This window comes from Dactylosporangium sp. NPDC051485 (assembly GCF_040682015.1).
Lineage (GTDB): Bacteria > Actinomycetota > Actinomycetes > Mycobacteriales > Micromonosporaceae > Dactylosporangium.
On sequence record NZ_JBFAZW010000007.1, the window covers coordinates 94,569 to 115,041 of the forward strand.

20 protein-coding genes are annotated in these 20,473 nt (G+C 71.9%); 3 read left to right on the forward strand and 17 right to left on the reverse strand.

What is annotated here, in order from left to right:
- Nucleotides 1–314: 314 nt before the first annotated feature.
- From AB0M46_RS05725 to AB0M46_RS05795, 15 genes are all read right to left on the reverse strand, one after another.
- Nucleotides 315–2,027 carry an enoyl-CoA hydratase-related protein gene (locus AB0M46_RS05725; RefSeq protein WP_363333153.1) on the reverse strand — a complete coding sequence of 571 codons (1,713 nt, stop codon included), beginning with the start codon at nt 2,025–2,027 and terminating at the stop codon, nt 315–317.
- 59 nt (nt 2,028–2,086) lie between these two features.
- Nucleotides 2,087–3,658: an amino acid permease gene (locus tag AB0M46_RS05730; protein ID WP_363333154.1), complete on the reverse strand. Its 1,572-nt coding sequence runs from the start codon at nt 3,656–3,658 to the stop codon at nt 2,087–2,089.
- A complete protein-coding gene (locus AB0M46_RS05735; protein ID WP_363333155.1) occupies nt 3,655–4,767 on the reverse strand; it encodes a M23 family metallopeptidase in 1,113 nt (370 codons plus the stop codon). Before AB0M46_RS05735 ends, AB0M46_RS05730 begins: the two co-directional genes overlap by 4 nt.
- On the reverse strand, nt 4,764–5,306 hold the full coding sequence (locus tag AB0M46_RS05740) for a hypothetical protein (RefSeq protein WP_363333156.1): 543 nt from the start codon (nt 5,304–5,306) through the stop codon (nt 4,764–4,766). Before AB0M46_RS05740 ends, AB0M46_RS05735 begins: the two co-directional genes overlap by 4 nt.
- Nucleotides 5,303–5,575, reverse strand: coding sequence for a hypothetical protein (locus AB0M46_RS05745; RefSeq protein ID WP_363333157.1), 273 nt, complete (start codon nt 5,573–5,575; stop codon nt 5,303–5,305). Before AB0M46_RS05745 ends, AB0M46_RS05740 begins: the two co-directional genes overlap by 4 nt.
- Entirely contained in the window at nt 5,572–5,841 is a 270-nt protein-coding gene (locus AB0M46_RS05750) for a hypothetical protein (protein WP_363333158.1), read from the reverse strand. The genes AB0M46_RS05745 and AB0M46_RS05750 overlap by 4 nt, the downstream gene beginning before the upstream one ends.
- The gene (locus AB0M46_RS05755; RefSeq protein ID WP_363333159.1) at nt 5,838–6,509 is read right to left on the reverse strand and encodes a hypothetical protein; all 672 of its coding nucleotides are present in this window, start codon (nt 6,507–6,509) and stop codon (nt 5,838–5,840) included. The genes AB0M46_RS05750 and AB0M46_RS05755 overlap by 4 nt, the downstream gene beginning before the upstream one ends.
- Nucleotides 6,506–8,374, reverse strand: a complete 1,869-nt coding sequence (locus tag AB0M46_RS05760; protein ID WP_363333160.1) for a TraM recognition domain-containing protein — start codon at nt 8,372–8,374, stop codon at nt 6,506–6,508. Before AB0M46_RS05760 ends, AB0M46_RS05755 begins: the two co-directional genes overlap by 4 nt.
- The gene (locus AB0M46_RS05765) at nt 8,374–10,089 is read right to left on the reverse strand and encodes a hypothetical protein (RefSeq protein WP_363333161.1); all 1,716 of its coding nucleotides are present in this window, start codon (nt 10,087–10,089) and stop codon (nt 8,374–8,376) included. Before AB0M46_RS05765 ends, AB0M46_RS05760 begins: the two co-directional genes overlap by 1 nt.
- On the reverse strand, nt 10,086–11,588 hold the full coding sequence (locus AB0M46_RS05770) for an SCO6880 family protein (RefSeq protein WP_363333162.1): 1,503 nt from the start codon (nt 11,586–11,588) through the stop codon (nt 10,086–10,088). Before AB0M46_RS05770 ends, AB0M46_RS05765 begins: the two co-directional genes overlap by 4 nt.
- A gap of 64 nt (nt 11,589–11,652) precedes the next feature.
- Nucleotides 11,653–14,001, reverse strand: coding sequence for a hypothetical protein (locus AB0M46_RS05775; protein WP_363333163.1), 2,349 nt, complete (start codon nt 13,999–14,001; stop codon nt 11,653–11,655).
- 62 nt (nt 14,002–14,063) lie between these two features.
- Nucleotides 14,064–14,780 (reverse strand): hypothetical protein, encoded by a 717-nt coding sequence (locus tag AB0M46_RS05780; RefSeq protein ID WP_363333164.1) that lies wholly within the window; start codon nt 14,778–14,780, stop codon nt 14,064–14,066.
- Nucleotides 14,781–14,789: 9 nt separating this feature from the next.
- Complete coding sequence (locus tag AB0M46_RS05785) at nt 14,790–15,140, reverse strand: hypothetical protein (RefSeq protein WP_363333165.1); 351 nt, start codon at nt 15,138–15,140, stop codon at nt 14,790–14,792.
- A 17-nt stretch (nt 15,141–15,157) separates the two neighbouring features.
- Nucleotides 15,158–16,072, reverse strand: a complete 915-nt coding sequence (locus AB0M46_RS05790) for a hypothetical protein (protein ID WP_363333166.1) — start codon at nt 16,070–16,072, stop codon at nt 15,158–15,160.
- Nucleotides 16,073–16,631: 559 nt separating this feature from the next.
- On the reverse strand, nt 16,632–16,763 hold the full coding sequence (locus AB0M46_RS05795; protein WP_363333167.1) for a hypothetical protein: 132 nt from the start codon (nt 16,761–16,763) through the stop codon (nt 16,632–16,634).
- 277 nt (nt 16,764–17,040) lie between these two features.
- Between AB0M46_RS05795 and AB0M46_RS05800 the strand changes: the two genes are divergently transcribed.
- The 3 genes from AB0M46_RS05800 (at nt 17,041) to AB0M46_RS05810 (ending at nt 19,221) form a co-directional block, all read left to right on the forward strand.
- On the forward strand, nt 17,041–17,847 hold the full coding sequence (locus tag AB0M46_RS05800; protein WP_363333168.1) for a hypothetical protein: 807 nt from the start codon (nt 17,041–17,043) through the stop codon (nt 17,845–17,847).
- Between the two features lie 259 nt (nt 17,848–18,106).
- Nucleotides 18,107–18,787, forward strand: coding sequence for a hypothetical protein (locus AB0M46_RS05805; RefSeq protein WP_363333169.1), 681 nt, complete (start codon nt 18,107–18,109; stop codon nt 18,785–18,787).
- Nucleotides 18,784–19,221, forward strand: a complete 438-nt coding sequence (locus AB0M46_RS05810; RefSeq protein WP_363333170.1) for a hypothetical protein — start codon at nt 18,784–18,786, stop codon at nt 19,219–19,221. The genes AB0M46_RS05805 and AB0M46_RS05810 overlap by 4 nt, the downstream gene beginning before the upstream one ends.
- 99 nt (nt 19,222–19,320) lie before the next feature.
- Here the strand turns inward: AB0M46_RS05810 and AB0M46_RS05815 are convergent, their stop codons facing one another.
- Nucleotides 19,321–19,629 (reverse strand): hypothetical protein, encoded by a 309-nt coding sequence (locus tag AB0M46_RS05815; RefSeq protein WP_363333171.1) that lies wholly within the window; start codon nt 19,627–19,629, stop codon nt 19,321–19,323.
- A gap of 198 nt (nt 19,630–19,827) precedes the next feature.
- The gene (locus AB0M46_RS05820) at nt 19,828–20,412 is read right to left on the reverse strand and encodes an alpha/beta fold hydrolase (RefSeq protein WP_363333172.1); all 585 of its coding nucleotides are present in this window, start codon (nt 20,410–20,412) and stop codon (nt 19,828–19,830) included.
- Nucleotides 20,413–20,473: the final 61 nt, after the last annotated feature.

The following is a 20,473-nucleotide window of genomic DNA, read 5'->3' on the forward strand; positions in this document are numbered from 1 at the left end:
CCCGCGGCGACCGCTTCGAATATCCGCGATCGTGCGCATGCTGTTGCTGCACCATCACCTGCTGCTCGCGTTCGGAGCCTGGCTCTGGTTGACCGATGCGGACCGGAACCAGGCCGGTGGCACGCGAAGGCGAAGACACGGCCGCCGGGCTAGCCTTCGCGCAGGCTGCGTGCGCCCCGGATTACGGCGCGACCCGCGACCGCCGGCTGCCGTGCAGGAGCCGTTGGGAACAATCGAAGATACTGGATCGTGATCCTCCGAGGCGATCCAGCCGCTGGCGGGCCTACCGCACTTTCCGCGTCGGCGACTGACTGTCAGGCGGCGGTTGCCTGGCCGCGAGCCGGGAAGCGACCGGATTGCCGGTGCAGAGCGAGATGCAGCGGGGTCGCTGTGGGTCGGTGTTTCGCGACGAATGCATGGCGTCGCTCACTGAACCTTTGGCGGTCGTCGAAAATGTCCCGGGCCATCTCGCCGAGCTCGACAGCTTCCGCATAGGCCAACTCGGCCGCGCGGCGTGGCGCACGGTTCTGCTTGGCCTCAACGACCGACGGCCACTGCGAGGCAACCACGACGTGTGCCGCCTCGACCACCCACTCGGCAAAAGGAGTGCTGGCGGCAGGTCCGTTACGGTCGACAAGTCCGACCCCCAGGGCGTACTCGACACCAACCGGCATCCGGTCGGTCAACAGTCGTCGGGCTGCGACCGCACCGACCCGATCGGGCAGGACGAGGGTGTGCAGCTCGGAGCCAGTTAGCCCGATGTTGTAATACGGGTTGATCACCACTCCCTGGCGGGTGACAACGTGGTCGGCACTGAGGGGCACCATGGCGCCGCCAGCGCCGGCGTTGCCGGTGATGGCCGCGATGGTGATCTGGCTGGTGTCGGCGGCGAGGGTTCGGCAGATGGCGTTGATGGCGCGGATGCTGGCCCAGGCGGCTTGGGCGGGGTCGTTGGCGGCGTGGATGTGGTTGAGGTCGATGCCGTTGCTATAGACGTCGCTGCTGCCGGAGAGGATGAGCGCGCGGGTGTGCCGGGCGAGTGCCTTGCGTAGCGCTGCGGCGAGGCGTCGGGACCTCGTCGGCGAGAACGCCCCGTTGTAGATGTCGAAGTTCAGTTCGCCGACGTCTGTGCTGTGGCGGATATATTGGATTCTTCGACTCCCGCCGATTCGTCGGGTGCTGGCGAATGCGGCTGGGCCGAGGACGTCGGCGGCGGGCAGCTTGATTCCCGTGTCCGGCTGTTCCGGGATGGCCCTGGCCTGGCCGATCCAGAGGCCGGTCGCGTCCCCGGTCGCGATGAGGACTGCGTCGTCGTCGTTGTGTCCGAGAATCGTCCCGGGCCGCTCGCGGCGGGTCATGACGAGTTCGGCGTCGTACACGTAGATGTCGCGCCCGGCAATGGTGGTGCGCACACCGGGTGTGCTGTCGGCGGCCCGGATGCGGCGCAAGATGTGCGCGCCGGGCTCGTCCCACCCAAACGCACGGTCGGCCTGCCGCATCAGTGGCCGCAGTCCGGTCCCGGGTACGGTCCGCCGAGCCTGCTCAAGCGGCGTCGGCACGAACCGAGAGTCGGCGGCCTTATCGAGGACTTCGAAGATGCAGGCGATGGCGGCGTCGGCGACGGGTCCGTTGTAGAGGCTGGACTTACGCGGCGGTTCGTCCGGCATGGGGAATGTTCGGGTGGCCCAGATCGGTCCGGCGTCCATGTCGGCGACGGCTTGCAGGGCGGTGACGCCCCAGACGGGTTCGGCGTTGGTGATGGCCCAGTCGAGGGAGCTGGGCCCGCGGTCGCCGACAGGACCGGGGTGGATGATGATCGTTGGCCAGCGCCGCCAGACGGCTTCGGGGACGCGGTCTTTGAGGTACGGGCAGATGATGATGTCGGGGTCGGCGAGGTGAGCTCCGGCGATCATGGTGTTGTCGTCGATGGCGAACTCGACGGTGATGTCGTGCCCTGCGCCGCGCAGGGCGCACCAGGCGCGTTGGCTGAGGCCGTTGAACGCGGAGACGATGAACAGCACGCGCACGGGACGAGCTCCAATCTGGATGGGTTTGTTTGCGGTTGAGCGGGCGTCGGCGGGATGGGTCAGCGGCGCTGGTGGGCGGCGCGTTTGCGGCGTCGGCGGCTGCGCTTGCGCCGGACCGGCGCTGGCGCGTTCGGTGGCTGGCGGCCCGGCCGCACGACAGCGCTTCCAGCCGGTGCGCGGGGCACCGTCGCGGGCAGATGCATCCGGGGCCGTCGCGTCTGCGCCGCGTTCGGCGAGGCCGCCGCTGGCACGGCCAGCGGTGGCGGCGTCCTCTGGTGGCGGGTGGCGCGCCAGACGAGCGCGGCGCCGGCGACAGCGGCGGGGATGAGGAGGTTGGGGCCGGCGGTGCCGAGGACGGCGGCGGTGATGGCGGTGCCGGTGACGGCTGCGAGGGTGTACCAGCCGGTGGGCAGGAGTATGGCGGCGGCTGCCATGCCGGCGAGGGCGACGGCGGCGAGTAGCACGGTGACGAGCCGGATCAGCTGGCCGGGTGGGACGTGCCAGTAGGCCGCGGCGGTAGTGAGGGCGATGGTGGCGGCAGCTTGGATGGCGAGGCTGCGCCGGGCGACTCCCGTGGGCTGGTGCGCGAGCCAGGCTGGGAGATCTCCAGCGGCGGCGAGGGCGGCGCCGGAGCGTGCGGCGCCGGCGAGGTAGGTGTTGGCGGCGCCGACGGTGAGCAGCAGCGCGACCGCGGCCACGATGGGTGGGGCGGCGGGCCCGAGGCCGGTACGGATGACCGCGGACAGGGGGACGCCGGTCTGGGCGGCGGTCGCGCCGAGGGTGCCGATGGTGGCGGTGGCGAGGCCGAGGTAGACGACGCCGACGACGAGCAGGGTGGCGGCGGTGACCCGGGGCAGGGTGCGTCGGGGTCGACGGACGGCGTCCGTGAGGGTGGCGCATGCTTCCCAGCCGGCGACGCCGACGAACAGCGTGGCGGTAGCTTTGGCGACCGCTGCGTATCCGTGCGGGTTGAACGGGGTGAAGTTGTCGGGGTGTAGGTGGCGGGCTGCGGCCGCGAGGCTGATCGTGATGAGGGTGAGCAGGACGCCGACGACGGCGAGTTGGGTGCGGCCGGACATTCGGATGCCGGCGGTGTTCGCGGCGATGACGGCGGCGAGGATGACGCCCGTGACCGCGAGGGCGGTGTGTGGGCCGGCGCCGAGGGCGGCGGCGACGTACTGGCCGCCGAGCAGGGCCGCGGCGGACGCAGCGAGGGGGACGGCGGCGTAGAACCACCAGCCGACAACGGTGCGAGCATCCGGTCCGAAGGCTCGCGCGGCGACAGCCGCGATCCCACTGCCGGACGGATACCGCACGGCGAGGGCCGTGAACGTGGCCGCGATCGGGATGCTGAGGATCAGCAGCGCCACCCACGCTAGGAGAGACGCAGGTCCGGCGTGGCCAGCGGCAATGCCGGGCAGGACGAGGACACCGGGACCGAGCAGCGACCCGGTGTAGAGCGCGACCGCGGGTCCGAACCCGATCCGTTGCCCGCGCACCGGCGCAGGTGCCGTAGCGGCCGTGGTCGGGTCAGGTGCCGAAGAGACTGGCACCGCTGGCTGCGGGACCGGTGGACGCGGTGTGGGTTGCGCCGGGGTGGGTGCGGACGGGCGCAGGGTGATGGTCGTCATGCGGTGGCTCCGAGCGTTGCGCCATGGGCTTCCATGAACACGGCGGGGTTTTTGCTGTTGGTCTTGGTGAGTTGGCAGCGGCTGCCGGAGCAGTCGACGCCCTCGTGGACCTCGAAGTGCAGGTGCGGGCCTGAGGAGTGCCCGGAGGTCCCGGCGAGGCCGATGCGTTGCCCGGCTTCGACGTGCTGGCCGACGCGGACGTCGGGTCGGCGGATCATGTGGCAGTAGCGGGTGGCGATGCCGCCGCCGTTGTTGATGTCGACGTACCAGCCGCAGCCCGGCGTGCCGGGGCTGCCGTCGATGTCGCAGTTGCCGGTGCTGTGATCGCACGCGGCGTAGCTGACAGTGCCGGCCGCGGCGGCAACGATGACATCGTTGCGTTTCGCGGCGAGGTCGACGCCGGCGTGCAGCTTCACCTTGCCGTCGGCGTCGCGGCGCTCACCGTACGGGGAAACGATCTTGCCAGGGACTGGCCGCACCCACCCTGACGCTCCGGGGGTCCCTGGCGTGGTGATGCCGTCGCAGTTCGCAAGGGATGCGCCCGGGACCTCTTCGATGACGGTGGCGCCGGTGACGGCAGCGACGACGCGTTCGGCGTCCTGTTCCCATTTGGCGTAGGCGTCGGGGTAGGCGGAGCGTTGGATCTTCTGCGCGGCGTCGGTGAGGGCCATGGTGTCCCAGCCCTTGATGGTGAGCAGTCTCTTGTAGAACTTGGTGCTGGCGTAGACGGGGTCGAGGAGTTGTTCGGGGGTGCCCCAGCCTTGGCTTGGGCGTTGCTGGAACAGTCCGAGTGAGTCGTGGTCGTTGCGGGTTCCGAGGTTGGGTAGGTTGCGCAGGCTGGACTCCTGCATGGCGGTGGCGACGGCGATGACCCAGCCGCGGGCCGGGATGCCGAGGCGTTGGCCGGTGGCGACGATGGTGGCGGCGTTGCGGACCTGCGGGTCGGCTTTCCACCGTCCGACGTCGGGCAGCCCTTCGGTGCGCACGGTGAGGCCGCCGGGTGGGGTGGGTGCGCACGCGTTGGCCTCGCCGGCGCCGATGACGACGACGAGTCCGGTGCAGCAGCCCAGCACGAGGAGGATGCCGGTGATCCAGGTGAGGAGTTTCATGATGTTGCCTCGGGGTCAGGTTCGGGTGGTTCGACGTTGACGACGAGCCATCGACTGTTGAGGCGTACGCAGGTGACGGTGATCGGTCCGGCGTCGGTGGCGACGACGGCGACGACGGCGTCAGCAGTCGCCGTGCATGACATGGGCGCGCCGGTGATCTGGGTGGCCGGGACGGCGGCGGGGTCGACGGTGGCGAGCTTGTCGGCGTAGGCCGGGGTGCTGTAGCGGGCGACGTCGGCGTGCCAGCGGCGTTGGTCGAGGCCGGGCCTGGCCCAGGCGGTCATGAATGCGCTGATGACGTCGAGCGCTGCCGGGTCGGCGGTCGTGGATTCGTCCGACTGGGTGCCGTCGTCGCCGTCGTCCTGATGTGCGTTGTCGTCCGCGCCGGTGGTCCCTGCGGATGCGGTGGTGGATGGTGCGGTTGCGGGACCGCGGTGCGGGCGACTGACGCAGCCGGACAGCGCGGTGGCGGTCACCGCCAGCAGGATGCTGGCGGTGACCGTGTACCAGGCCATGGACCGGCTGAGGCTGCGGTTCATGCGGCGTCGTCTTCGGGTGGGGGCGGCGGCCAGCCGCCTTGGGCGTCGTTGAGCAGCTGCCCGGCCGCGCGGATCGCGGCGTGCAGCTCGACGAGGCGGCGGGCGCGGTCGCCGGCCGGGGCGCGGCGGCTGCGGTGCAGTAGCTGGTGGACCTGGTCCAGGCGGGACTCGACGTCGTCGAGGGTCCGTGAGTACCGGACACGGTCGACGACCTGCCGGTTTGATTCGCTGGAGCCGGGGGCGGTCGGCTGCAGGGTCGCGTTGGTCATTCGGCGTCCAGGCCGTAATCGCCGTCGACGCGGCCGTCGTCCTGTGCGTCGAGCTCCTCTTCGCGGCGGCGTTCGTCGTGTTCGAGTTCCTCGTCGCGGCGGTGGTCGTCGTTGCCGGGGCTGGTCATGTCCTGCTCCTGTCTGAGTCGTTCCAGGGCTTCCGCGAAGTCCTCGCGGAGGTCTCGGATGTCGTCGACGGTCTCCTCGAGTGCGTCGACGACGTCGCGCCAGTCGGCGGCGGTGGTGACGGGTGCCGGTTGGCTCATGCCGGGTCACCTCCTGCTGGATCAGCAGCCGGCGGCGCGTCCGGCGGGGCCGGGACTGCGCTCGTGGCGGGTATGGGCCGGCCGGTGAGATCGGCTTCGACTGCGTCGAGGGCGGTGTCGCGCCAGTCGGCGGGCCAGGTCAGGTCGGTGGACGGTGGGATGTGGTTGCCGTTGCGGCAGCGGCTGACGTCCCAGGCCCGTAGCCGCTGCCGGCAGCGGGCGAAGGACTCCAGCCAGCGCAGCGGCGCGTCGGGGTGGGCGCGGCTGTCGTAGGAGGCGTGCCAGGCTGCGGCGAGCGCGGTGAGCTCCTCGACCATCGGCGGGTGCTGCGGCCAGCAGGGCGGCAGGTCGGCGGCGAGGCCGAAGCGGCGGTTGAGCCAGCCAACCCAGGCGATCAGCCACAGCCACAGCGCCGTAGCGGCTGGCCGGTCGAGGTCGGCCCAGCGCAGCATCGTCGGCGCGCCCGCCGCCTGCTCGCGCGCCTTGTCGCGTTCCTGGTCGCGTTGCCGCTGTTGCAGGACGTCCTGCTGGAGGGTGAGGTGCGCTTCGGAGAGGTCGGCGAGCATGACGCGGACCTCGGCCAGGCCGGCGCCGAGCAGCGCCACCGCGCGCAGGTCCGCTGCGGCGTCGTCGGGCAGCTCGAACCGAAACGGCGCCCCGGCGGTCATGACCCGCCCCCGGCCTGCGCGGTGGCGAGCATCCGCCGGAACGCGGTCTGATCTTCGCGGAGCCCGGCGGCGTCGTCGCGTTCGTACCAGGCCGGGATGCTGAGCTCGACCGGCGGAAGGTTCCCGATCAGGGCGACCGCCCGCCCGGCAGGCAGGGTGCGCAGCTCGGCGAGGTCCAGGACGTGCTCGCGGCGGACCTGTTCGGAGACGTTGGCTCGGCCGCTGCCCCAGCTGTGCGACGACGACACTTCGCGAACCTGCCCGGCCAGGGCTTGGGCGTCGCGCAGCGACTGGACGTCGGCGGACCCGCCCAGGTGCATGAGGCAGTTCGCGGACGCTTCGATCGCGGCGCCGCCGTCGCGGCCCCACCGGTCGTGCAGCTGGTGGCGGTTCTGGCAGAAGACGTCGACGATGACCCCGGACCCGCCGCCCTCCGACATCAGCGACGGCAGCGAGGTCAGGGGCGCGACGTTACTGATCTCGTCGCCGACGTAGTACAGCGCCGGCTCCAGCCGGCCGCCCGGGGCGAGGAACGACTGTTCCCGGGCGCGGTAGAGCAGGTCTTCGGAGATCGCGGCCAGCAGAGGAGCGACGGATGCCTGGGCGTCGCGGGTGCCGACTAGGTAGAGGGTGCCCTGCTCAGCCAGCCACTGCTCCGCGTTGAACTGCTCCCCGCGGGGCGGGGACACCGCGGCGAGGACCCGCGGATCGGAGACGGTGTCCATGGCGCCGGAGACGACGGCCTGGATGCTCTCGCGGCCGCGGCCGGATGACTCGCGGTGCAGGGCGAGCCGGTCCGCCCACGCGTGGACGCCGTGGTGGCGCAGGATCCGTTCGGCGCGCGGGTCCCCGGGGGTCTGTGCCCAGCCGAGGACGTCGGTCATCGTGGCGTGCTCGTCGAGGGCGGCGGCGTGCAGCAGCGCCCGGATGAGCATCGCGGCCTGCTGCCGGAAGTACTCCCCGTTCTCCACGCCCGTGGACAGCCCGGCCCCGGCGGCAAACCCGTTCGCGCGGATCCAGGCAACCGTGGGGTCTTCGGCGCCGTCGATCGGCGACCACCGCAGCCGCGGGATGCCCGGGACGGTGCCGCGCGGCTCGAACACGTAGGTCGGGCCGAGCTGCTTGCGGCGTTCGAAGGTCACCTCGGCGGCTTCGAGGCGGGTGCCGGTCGTGATCACCGCGCCGCGGGCGTCGAGGATCGCCGGGATCACGATCCGCGACGTCTTGCCGGAGAACCTCGGCACGCCGGCGGCAAGCCTCGAGTACTCGTTGGCCAAGAAGAGCCGCTCGCCGGTGAGGGTGTCTGTGCCGAGGAACCGGCCGGTCTCGAGGGGGTCGGCGCGGCGGGCGGTCTTGGCGGCGGCTTCGGCCGGGGTGTCGCGGTCGGTGACGGTCAGGCCGGGCCGGACGATGTCGGTGCGGCCGCGGACCGCGTCGGCGGACAGCAGCCCGTCGACGTCGCGGCGGCGCGCGAACCCGGTCCGGCGCGCGTACTTGCGGGCCAGCAGCACGGCGCCGGTGACCGCTGCGCCGAGGTGCCCGGCGAATAGCACCAGCCACAGCCCGTACAGCAGCCAGCTCGGCGGGAGGGCGGCTCGTGCGGGGGCCGGCCAGGCGGCAGCGGGATCGCCGAGGTGAGTCGGCAGCCGCAGCAGGATGCCGGTCGCGTCGCCGGGGCTGGTGGCGGGCCACGTGCCGTGGGTGAGGACGCCGCCGAGTTGCCCGGCCAGCCACAGCGTCCACGCCGCCACCACGGCCATGACGGCGATCCCCGCGAGGAGTCCGCCGCGCATCCAAAGGTCGGCGCGGGTCCGGCCCCGCTGCGGCAGCTGCCGGCCCGGCGACGACAGCGGCGGGCGGCCCATCACGCCACCCCGATCGGTGCCCGCGCCGGCGGGACCTCGCCCGGCTCGTCCGGTTCACCGCGTTCGTCCGGTGCCGTGCGGCGTGCTGTCCGGCGGCTACTGCGGCGGCCGTCGTCCTCGTCGTGGTGGTCGTGGTGGTCGTCGGCGTCGGGGAGGTCGTCGACGCCGGGCACGTACTCCATCCGGCTGTCGGTGGCGACCATCTGCTGCTCGGCGGTGGACAGCTGGTGCTTGACGACGTAGGGCTTCGTGCCGATTCGCCAGAGGCCGACACCTTGACGTAGGTAGCGCAGCAGGTCGGTCTCCACGTCGGAGGTGCCCAAGAACTCAGCGGCTTGCTCCAGGGAGCCGGCGGCCTGCCGGTAGCTGATCCGCACGCCGGTGTCCTCGATGAGGCCGCGGGCGATGCGGACCTGCTCGGAGTTCGCGGAACCGGACGCGGCGAGGTCGCTGAATCGGTGGAAGGCGAGGAGGTTGGTGACGCCGAGCGCGCGGGCGAGTTTCAGCTGCTCCCGCATCCGCCTGACGAGCGGCAGATGGCGCGAGATCAGCGCGAACTCGTCGTAGATGCACATCCGCGGCGGCGCGTCCGGGCGGGACAGTTCCGCCTCCAGCCATGCCTGGGCGCAGCTCATCGCCATCGCGGTCATCTGGTCACTGGTGCGGATCGCCCGCAGGTCGAGGACCGCGCCGGCCTGCGCGAAGTCCAGCCGGGTGCCGGCGCCGGACCCGGTGCCGTCGAACAGACCGCCGAGCGCGCCGGTGACGAGGCGTTGCAAGGCGAGGCGGACACGGCGGGAGTCGCTGGCGAACTGCTCCAGGGGGTAGTTGAGGCCGGTGAGGTGGTGCTGCCACCGGTCGGGTTGGCCCATCGCGGCGAGGACTGCGGAGAGCGTCGGGGTGGCTTGGCGGTCCGGGTCGACGCCGGTGTCGTCGCCGGTGACCGTGTCGACGGCGTACCCGATCAGCGCCCGCTCCGCCTCCTGCAGCGGACCGCCGAGCTGGATCTCCAGCAGGCCCTCCAGCAACAGCAGGCGGCGGGTGCGCTGGATCTGCTGCCACTGCTCGACCGGCATCCCCGAGTCGCGGCGAATCCCCGTGAGCGGGTTCATGACGACCCCGAGACCGGGGCCGATGCGGACCGGGTTGATCCCGGCGAGCGCGGCGAGCCCGTCGTACTCGCCCTTGACGTCGACGATGTAGAACCGCACCCCGAACGGAACCCCACGCAGCGCCAGGCACTTGAGCAGCGAGGACTTGCCGGAGCCGATCTCGCCGGTGAGTACGACGTTCGGGGAGGTGATGACCCGCGCCCGGTACAGCTCGTGCACGCTGAAGGTGAACGCCGCGCGGGAGAACACCTCGAGGCCGACCAGCGGCCCGTCGACCGGCAGCCCCGGGTCGGCGACGAACGGGTACACGCTGCACAGCTGCGCGCTGGTGGTGACCAGCGGTGGCAGCCGCAACGGCCAGCCGACCCGTCCGGCGGCACGGCCGTGCCCGCCGCGGCGGTCGGTGCCGGGCGGGTCGAGCAGGCGCGCCTCCGCCCGTTGCAGCACCGCCTGCTGCCGCTGCAGGTCGCGTTCAGCGGCGGCCACGTCCCGGGCCTCGGCCAGGGCGGTGAGCCGGTCGCCGAGGCTGGTCTCCCTGCGCAGCCGGACCTTGCCGAGGTCCCGGCCGGGCTGCTGGGTGTGGTCGGGCTTGCGGCGGGTCATGCCGACCACCAGCCGCGCACCGGGGCCAGGCCTCGGCCGAGCGGCAGCGCCCCGGCAAGAAACCCTTGGTCCTGCTCACCGAACAGGACCACGCTTTCGCAGCCCGCCCGGGCCAAGATGCGTTTCACGGTCCGGGTGTCCTGCTCCAGCTCGTCCATGCTGGGTGCGGTGACGGTGACCAGCAGGGCGTACCGGTAGCGCGTGTGCCCGGCGGCCTGCTCACGGTCGATCTGCGCAACCGACCGGGCTTCCTCCTGTTCCCGGGCGGTGCGCACGAGCCGGAGCTTGCGTTTGGTGACCTCGTCCCCAGCCCGGGAGACCTGCTCGCGGCGCGCGGCGAGGTTCGCCAGCGCCGCGGGGATCGGCTGGGCGACGAGGGTGACGGTGCGCCGGCCGGTGACCCGCGTGTAGAGGCCGGTCAGCCACGTCGCGCCGACAAGGGTGCGGGGCATCTCGGCCACCCACAGCGTCCGTGAGAAGCCGGAGTCGTGCCGCAGCGCGCTCCACCCGACCGTCTCCACCGCGGCCGGGCCCGCCAACCGCGGCTCGGCCCCCACCGCGACGCCGTCGCCGCCGCGGACGTCGAGCTCTGCCTGGTCCGCCGGATCCCACTGGGACCGCAGCACGCCCGCGTAGGCGCGCGGGGTCAGCCAGCCGCCGGTGGCGACGCCGGCCTCGCTGACCGTGGCCTCGATGCCGCCGAGCTTGTCGAGCACGACCGCGGCGACGGCGGCGTCCCCGCCGCCCGCGTCGGCGACCTCGCCGGACATGCGGGCCACGTCGAACACGCAGACCAGGTAGGTCTCGTGCCGCTGCGCGGACGGCGCCGCCGCGGCGGTCAGCTCGGCCAGGGACTGGTAGGCGGGGCTGGTCGTGTCGATCGCCCGGTCCGCCAGATAGCGCTGGGCGCGGTTGCCGGTGTCCGGGACCGCGCGGGTGGTCAGCGCCCACCGCACCATGCCGAGGTCGGCGTACTCGGTGCCGAGCACGTTGAGGACCTGCGCCCAGTCGACGAGCCGCTGTTCCTGCACCGAGCTGTCCGCGAGCAGGTAGTTGGCGCCGAAGCACAGCAGCGCGGCGGTGACCGTGCGCTCCCTGCGGTGGGCGAGCAGCCCGACCGGGGTGGTGCCGTCGCCGGCGACAGCGGGCAGCCACCGGTAGCCCGCGGCCTGGCCCGGCATGTCCAGGTGCTCCCCGACGCTGCCCGGGGCGAACACCATGCCGCGGTAGCGGTCCTGCCGACCCGCCCGCTGCACCAGCGCCCCGCCGATCACCGGCAGCCACTCGGTGACCCGCCGCCCCCGCAGCCGTAGCAGCCCTAGCACCCACAGGACGGCGGCAGCCGCGAACAGCCCACCGGCGGTCCACCGGGCGCCGGTCACCAGGACGTTGACGCCGGTGACCGCGCACAGCACCCCGCAGGTCACCATGACGATCTGTGACCAGGTGAACCCCATGACCGCGCCGCGGGTCGACCGCGGTGGGAACGAGAACTGCATCAGCACCTCCACGTGCGCTGGATCAGCCGGGGACGCGACCCGCGCCCCGAGGGAATGGCAGGGGTTAGACCGGCACGATCGGGATGTCCGCCGCGCCCGCTGCAGCGCCGCCGGACGCACCGCCGCCACCGCCCGATCCGGGCGGGCCGCCTGACCCCCCGCCGCCGGGCGGAGGCTCGGCGTCGCCGGACGGCGGCTGACCGGACTGGCCGGGCGGGTCCGATGACGATCCGGCGCCGTGCTCACCGCCGCTGTTCAGGTCCTGCGGATGCGGCGGTTCGGCCTGCTGGTGGTGCTGGTCGGCGTTCGCCGCCGCAAGCATCGGGTCGGCGTCGGCGGACGTGCCCGCGCCGCTGCCGTGCCCAGCGTCGGCGCCACCCGAGCCGGCGCCACCCGAGCCGGCGTCGCCGGCGCCGGTCGTGGCGACGGTGCTGCTGGCGTTCCCGCCGGTGGTGTTCGAGCTCGTGGCGCCCGCGCCGGGAGCGGCGTTGCCACCGGTCGTGCTGCTCGCGGCGTTGACGTCGGACTTGGCCTGCTGCGTGTGCTGCTGCACACCGGCTGCCTCGTCGGCGTTCGGGTGATCCCCTGCCCCGCCCGACCCGCCGTCGGCGCCGGTGCTCCCGCCGTCGCTTGGGCCGGCGGTGCCTGAGCCGGGGGTGCTGCCATCCCCGGCGGTGCCGACCGCGTCGGCGGTGCGCTTGCCCGGCCCGTCGCTCAGCCCGAGCTGCTGCTGCGCCTGGTCGACGCCGGACTTGGCCTGCTCACGTCCGGTGTCCGCCGACGACTTGGCGGTGGACGGCAGGTCGGCGAGGTTGGCGTTCATCATCTGCGCCGCGTGCTGGGCAGGGTTCCCCGTGCTCCCGCCGTTCCCAGAGCCCCCTGGTCCGTCGCCGGCTGCTGCGGCAGCCTGCGCACCGGCTGCGGCCAGCACCGCCCGGCCGTTGATGTCGGAGAGGTAGCCGTCGACGATCGTCAGCAGCCGCAACAGCACCCACGGCGTCATGACCATCATCCAGATCAGCAGCAGCCCCCGCAGCGCGGTGCGCAGGTCGTCGGACTCGTACGTGGTGCGAGTGCCGTAGATCCACAGCTCGACGATGAAAAACCGGGACATGCCCAGGGCGTTGAGGGTCCAGAACCAGCGCCGCAGCCAGTGCTGGGTCTCCGACGACACCTGACCGGTCGCCGCGATCACCCCGACCAGCGCGGCGCCCTGCGCGATCTCGCCGCGGAAGATCTGCGTGATCAGCACCAGCAGCAGCCCGATGCAGGAGAAGCCGGCGATGCCCAACGCGATCAGCCCGGTGCCGGCGCCGGCGGTCAGGTTCGACAGCGCGGTGACCCACGCCGAGGCGTCCCACTTCTGGTTCTGATTGGCGGTGATCAGCGAGTTGGTCGCGTCGTCCCAGGCGGCCAGGATCACCCAGGCGATCCCGCCGCAGAAGAAGATCCCGAGGATCGCGCGGACCAGCCCGCCGAGCGTCGCCACCGGGCTGGGCCCGTTGACCCGCAACCCACTGCGGATCACCGAGACGATGAAGAACAGCACCAGGAACAGCAGGATGATCCCGGCGGCGGAGTTGTAGGTGAGGAAGAACGCCCCGTCCGGCTTCGTCGGCGCTGTCACCGTGAACACGGCCTTGGCCAGGTAGCCGAGCAGGACCGCCATCGTCTGCACCACGGCGTTCACGAGGCCCTGGAAGCCGCTGGTGATGACGCCGTTGACGATGTCTTTGACCTGGCAGGACACGTCGGTCAGCCCGCACGACGCCTCGTGGTGGCCCGGCGGGGTGGTGGGCGGTGCTGTCGGTGGCGGGGTCGGGTTCGGGACGTCGGGCTCGCGGAGCTGGAACGACAACGTGCGGGCGGCGATCTTGCACCGGTCCCGCTTGTAGTTCCACCGGTTCGCGTTGCCCGGATCGGCCGCTGCCCGGTCGGCGAACAGGTCGCAGCGCACCAGCTCCGGCGCGGTCGGCGTGCCCGGCGCCACGTCGCCCAGGACGGTCGGGGTGCCGTCGCCGGGCCGGTCGTCCAGCGTGAGCGCCACCGTCTGGCACTCCAGCATCTGGTCGGTGGTCAGCGACCGCGCGCAGCCCGTGATCCAGTGCGATGGCGCACCCGCCGGCGGGCTCGCCGTATACCGGACCCACAGGAAGCACCAGCGCTTCTGCGTGCTCGGCACAGTTCCGCCGCAGAACGGGTTGTCCGACGACGGCGGCGGGGTACCCGGCGCGGTCGGCGAGGCGGTCGGGGTCGGCGTCGCCCCCGGCGGTCCGGGAGTCGGTGACGGCGCGGGCGTCGGCGCTGCCACTGCCGACGCGGTGCCCACCACTCCGGCAAGACCGGAGAACAGCACCACGAAGAGCGCACCGAGCAGCAGCTGCGGCAGCACGCCGCGGGATGGCCGCCGCACGGCGTTGTTGGCAGGGTTCGCCGTGATCCTCGGGGTCGGCCGGGTAGTCCGGGGTGCCGGGGTCATGGCGTCGTTCCGGGGGCCCAGCTGTCCGGGCCGAGGACCCGGCCCAGCAGCTGCGGGTCGCGGGGGCCGTTGTCGCGGACGGTGCCGCGCACATCCGGCGGCGGCGCCGGGACCGGTGGCTGGACCTCGACCAGCCGCCATCCGGCGTCGGTGAGCTCTACGGTCAGGTCGTGCACCGCCCACCCGCCGGTCAGCTCACCGCTGCTGGCCGACCCCTCTGCGGCGGCGCCGAGCAGCGCGAGGCCGTAGGTCTGCACGGCAACGTGGGTGCCGACCGGCAGGTTCGCCGGGTCACCGGCGTTGTCGGCCCAGACCCGGGCGATCACGGTCTGCCGGATCCCACCCGGAGCTGCCGATGTCGTGGCGCCGGCCGTCAGCCGGTCCGCCAGCCCCGTGGCGTCGGGGGCGAGCAGCGCCGCGATCCGGGCCCGCGTTTCGTCCGCCGGACGGCCGGTCGCGGCGGTCAACTGAGTCTCAAGGTCGGCGGCAGCGTCACCGGCCCCGCGGACGGTGGCCGGGAAGTGCTGCGCCGCCTCGCTCGGCTGGTCCGGTGCAACTCCCGACGCGGCCGGCGCTGCCGGCTGGTTCGGGTGCGGTAGCAGCCACCGATCCATGGCCGCTCCGGCGCCGAGCAGCAGCACCACGGCGAGAAGCACGCGCAGCGCGCGCGAACCGCCGGCGGGTTCGTCGAAGACGGGCCTGTAGTCGCTCATCGCGACCGCCTACTGCTTCAGGAAGAAGCTGATGATGGCCACGGGCGACCCGACGATGATGGAGACCAGGCTCGCCTTCCACATCATCGTCTTGCCCCGGTCAGACAGGATGTGCGCGCCGAACACCGGCCCGATCCCGAAGGCGATCGCGCCGCCGACGAGGCCGGTGAATGCCGCGACGATGCCCAGGAACAACGCGCCGTTGATCAGGCTGTAGAACAGGTCGGAGCGCGGCACGTCGGTCGGGGAAGGGCCGATCTTGTCCCAGTCGAACCCGCCGGGCAGCCCGCCGCCGCTGGGGTTCGGGGTCGGCTCACGCAGGGCCGTCTGAGTGACGGCGGCCTTCGCCGCCAGCCACACACCGAAGTGGGCGAGCATCACAGGTGCCCCCCATCAGCAGCCACGGCACGCGTCGGACGGGACGAGGCCCGCGACGCGCCGGCCGGGGTCAGCAGCCCGGCGGCTAGCTCAGGGTCGGCGGGGCAGGCGGCCAGGACTGCGTCGGCGAGCTCGACCAGCGCCCGGCGGGTCGGGGCGCGCATCCGGCCGAGGTCGACCGGTTCGGGTCGGGCCAGGTGCGGATCGAACGGCACGCTGACCACAGCGGCGACCGAGGCGCCGAGCTGGCGTACCGCGGCGCGGACCTCCCGCGGTGGTCGCGGCATGCTGGCCACGACGGCCACGACCGCCTTGTCGGTCGCCGCCTGCAGGCCCCCGGCGCGCAGTTGCGCGACCAGCCGCATGGTGTGCTGCACGCTGTCGACTCCGGCCCTGGCGACCAGTACCGGACAGATTGTCCCGGCCAGCAGCCTCCACACCGGTGCGAGGTCGGCGACCGGGGCGTCGATCAGCAGGAGCGGGTATGCGCCGCGCAACGCGTCAACGACCTGGATACTCTCGGTCAGCACCGTCGGCCTGCGCGACGTGCTGCGCTGCACCTCACCGACTGCGGTGTGCAGGCCGGACGTGCCGAGCTGCATCATCGCGTCGATGGTGTTCTGGTCGAGCTGGCCGGTTCGCGTCCAAGCCGCGTAGAGGTCCCAGATGGTGGCGTCGTTGCGGCGCAGCACGCGATGCTCCAGGCCGCCCCAGCCGCGGCCGGTCGCGTCGACTGCTGCTGGAGGCCGCGGTGTCGCCGCCGCCAGGACCGCGCCGAGCGCGGCGACAATCGTCGACCGGCCGACACCGCCGTCGGCCGACGACACGACGATTGGCGGGCAACCCGGCCGCAGGGCCGCGGCCCGCAGCCATGCTCGGCGCAACGTCGGGCTGTCGCCGAGTTCCCGCGGCACCGGCCGAGGCTCAAACACGTGGTCGTATGACGGTGTCGGCCGCGGCACGGTCGCCGCACGGGACTTGTCCCGGCGGCCGGTCAGGACGGCCGGGACGGCAGGCGATCGGCGTGGCGCGACGACCGTATCCGTTGGTGCACGGGACGGCACAGCAGCGCTCCTTCCACAATGGACGACGAAGTCCGGGAAGGGGACCCAGGCAGTGGGTCACGGCCGCCTGCACGCAGGCGCACGGGGTCCACCCGTACAGACGGCCGCCGCTGGCGTGGCACCGTGCCGGGCTCTCCGGCTGCGGCGCGCCGCGAAGTCCGCCCGTCAACGGTGGTTGAGCCACCCGCACGAACGGAGCCAGCGCTTCCCGTGCCTTCGAGGCTGCCAATCGGGAGGCCGCCGCAACAGTTGGCCAGAGTTAACCAGCAGCTGCCGAAAGTCCACAGTGGACCGCGTGCGGGCCGGTCCATCCAAGGCGTCCGGGAACGGACTCGCCCAGGCTCGGGACGATGCGGTAGCCGCCCGGCCGCGTGGTCCTCGGCAGACTGCCGTCAGGCCGTCCGGAACCTCAGGGCATCAGGCCGAAGAGCGCCCCGGCGAGACTGCCGAGCGCGATGAGCAGCATGGTCAACTCGATGACGAGGCGTCGGATGCGCCGGATCGTCCTGGTCCACTGGTGGGTTCGTGAGGTGCGCTTCATGTCCACTGATGCTGTTGCATCAGTTTCAGATAGGCTTAAATGATGCGAGAAGATGAGCTTCGGGAATCCACCCGCAAGGCGCTGCGCCGCACTCCAGCCGTGTTCGAGACCGTCTGGTCCGAGCTGCTGAGCCTGGGGTACGTCGCGGACGTTCAGTGCGGTGCCAGGGAACCGGTCTGGCTCGCGGAGCCGGGGGCGCGAGATTCTCGCGCGCGGCACTGCTGCGGAGCGCACGGACGGTGCAGCTGACGAACAGCCACCAACCGGTGCCGAGCGGGTGTGGGCGCTGTCCCAGCTCGTCGCGCACCAGGCCGCCGACGACCCCGACGTGGTTGCCTTTCGCCGGGCGCATCTGGCGGACGAACTGATCGCCTGGGACGACGTCGAGGGGTGGCTCAACGCCCGTGCCGACGAGGACGGCGAGTGGACCTCCGACGTGTCATTCACCATCCCGCCGGGGACGACCGTGGAGTGGGACGGGCCGACCGCCAGGTTCAACCCGCCGATCGCGGCAGTGCCGGCCGGGATCCGTTTCTCCCATCGGACACTCGCCTACGCACAGCCGGGTGACCGTGGTGTGCGACGCCGGTCTGTGACAGCGGGCGGCACGCTCGACAGACTGCGGGTCCTCACCGAGAATCTGGCGGACGCGTTCGCATGGCAACCAGCGCTGGCCGCAGTGTTCGTCCTGACCGGCATCACACCGATGATCCCAGCTGCACGGATCGGGGTGCCCGCAATCAAAGTGCGGCACCACACGGGACTGGACTGGTCCCGCCGGATCGCGCTGAACGTCGACCCGGCGGCGAGCACGCAGGAGGTGCTCGCAGCGTTCGAAGACGCCCGCCGGGAGTACGAACGGCACCCACGTCCGCACCCTGCACCTGCCAATCACGGCGGGCGGCGGCAAGCGTCGGCCAAGCACTATCGGCTTGCGGCGTTTACCGGCGCCGAGCATGTGGACAAGCCGTGGGCGGAACGCCTCCGGCTTTGGAACGAACGCTTTCCCGACTGGGCTTATCCGGGGGAGTCGAACTTCCGCCGTGACGCCGGCGTCGCCCAGCGGCGCCTGCTGTCGCCATAGGTCCACGAAGCGGCCGCGGCCAATCCGCAGCGACAGCGACGCAGGGTTGAGGGTACGTTGTAGGGCTGCGCGGATCTCGACGTGGCGGAGACGGGCTCCTGCTCCCGGGTGTAGGAGGCGCTCGATGCTTGAGATCACGATCGAGTACAAGGGCATGTCGTTGCACATGCATCGGAACGGGATGCTGCCCGCCAACGGCATGGCCTACGCGGTGAGATTCATCGCCACGATTGACGGTGACACCGTCGCCTCGTACGACGTGTCGATCACCAGCGAGGCGTGGTTTCGCGCCACAACGGTTGTGGAGCGCACGCGACGCCTGACCGGCAATCCCGGCCACCTCGTCCACGACGCCATGATCAGGTTCGGCATCCGTGAGATCCAGGCCGCCCTGGACGACAACTTCCGGCACGGCCTGCGACGCGGCACGGTGCAACAGCAGCGGGAGCTCGTGTTCGACGACATCGGGTGGCTGCTCGCCATCCTCGACGACAAGGACTGCGATTACCGGGTCCGCCAGCGGCGGGACCTGTTCTCTACCGCGGCGGCGCCGGGGGACATGACGGCGCGGATCGAGATCGAGGGGCGGTTGAGCGCGCCGACGTCCCGGCCGCTGTGCGGTTCCTGCGCCCTTCCACCGGCAGATCTTGTGTGTTCGCATCTGCTGCATCCGCAGGTGTCCAGCGTGACCGATGCTGGCGGGATCAAGTCTCGGGACGTGGTCTCCGCGCTCTGCGACCGGGGGCACAACGAGGTCGCGGAGCCGGAGGGCTGTACCGCCGGCGGGCACTCGTGTTGGCAACGCCGCGTCGAGATCGAGCCGGTGCGGCCGGTCCGTCTGCCGCCGCTGAGCGTTCCCGAGGCATTCGATGTCACCGATCTCGCCTGGCGGCTCGCGTTCGGGCAACGTGAGCGCTTCGCGGCAAGCCAGGGTCGATGAAGAACACGGCCTCCCTGGCGGTTGACTGCACGGACCTGGAGGAGTTCGAGTCCCGGATGAGCGCGCTCGCCGACGTCATCGACCAGATCTGGCCCAGCGATGCCCTGTTGCCAGCCGAAATCGATGCAGAGAAGGCAGGCAGGAGCCTTGACCGGTTGACGGAGGTACTGCTGCATCGACTGCCCGCGGGCCAGCACGCGCGCGTGGAGGACGCGGTGTCGGCGTTGCGCAGGGTTCGGCAGGTCCGCAACGCGATCCAGCACAGTCGCGTGCGTGGTGGTCTGCTCGCTGCGCTCCGCAATCTTGGCGTCAACGACGCGTCACCGAGCTGGGCCGACACGTGGAACGTCGTACGGGCACAGACGGTCGAGGCACTGAAGGTGTTGCGGGAGGAACTGGTGCAGTTCAGCGAGACTTCAGCGGCCTCCACGTAGGTGGCACCGTCGGCCCGTGCCGCGATGACAGTCCTGCTGTACTGGGCGGCCTGTCGCTGGCGGCTACCGTAACTGGCGACGGACCGCCCACGAAAGCTGCTACACCTGGCACCTCGGCCAGGTCGCCGCATGCTGGGTGGTGGCCGCCCTGGTCCACGCATTGATCAACGCGTACTGCGCTGGGGCCGTGCCGTGGCCGTTGATCGAATGTCCTGCGTTGGGAACGACGGCCGCGTACAGCGGGGCGCCCGGCGGGTAGAAGCCGCGCTCCCGGGCGCAGATCTGCTTTGCGGTGCTGCAGGGCAGGCCGGCGGCGGTGTCGCAGGACAACATGTCGTGGTCGCCGACGACGAGCAGCACCGGGGCGGTGATGGTGCGGCTGTAGGCCGGGTCGCGGGCCAGGCTCATGGTGGCTCGCTGCCCTGTTGTGCCGGTTGCTTTGGTCCGCTCGTCCGAGGCCAACGCCGTACGGGTCGCGCCGGGCAGGTAGTAGAAGCTGGCGCCACGGGTCCCCGGTTTCGTGGTGACGTAGCCGTCCGGCGGCGGGTCGTCGGCGAACGCGGGGTCCTGGCTGGCCGGGTACAGTCCGGCGGCGATCGCGGCCTGTTACACGGGGTTGGCCTGGTGCAGGTATCCGGTGAGGACCAGGGCGTCGACGTCGTGGTGGCTGGCCGCTTCGACCATCCAGATGGCTGAGCCGTAGGAGTGCCCAACTCCCATGACGCGGCGGAAGCCGCCGTCGTGCCGGAGCTGCTGCACCAGTTGATGGGCGACGAACGCCTCCGTCACGACGGTCACCTGGTCGGCCGGCGGCCGGTCGCTGGCCCCGACACCGATCCGGTCCACGGTGTAGACCGCCATCCCGGCCTGCAGCGCCGCGCGCACGTACGAGCGGTCGCCGACCTCCCAGTACGTGTGGTCGTAGGTGAAGCCGGACATCAGCACCTGAACCGTGCCGGTCGGCCGCGACGGGCGGCACAGCCAGCCCGCGACCCGGTGTCGCACCGATGCGGCGGGGGTCAGCGCGACCGAGGTGTCTCGCCGCTGGCAGGCGGGTCCGCGCGCCTGCGCCGCAGCTGGCGTCAGCACGACGATCGCCGAGACGAGCAGCGGCAGCACAATCAGCAGCCGATGCAGCCATCTGCGGGATGCCGCACCGAGTTGGACGTTCGCCGTCAGGACGCCAAGCATGATCATTTCCTCTCGTGAGCGTCAGTGGCCGTATCCGGCGGCCGTCTGCACCACGAGCGGG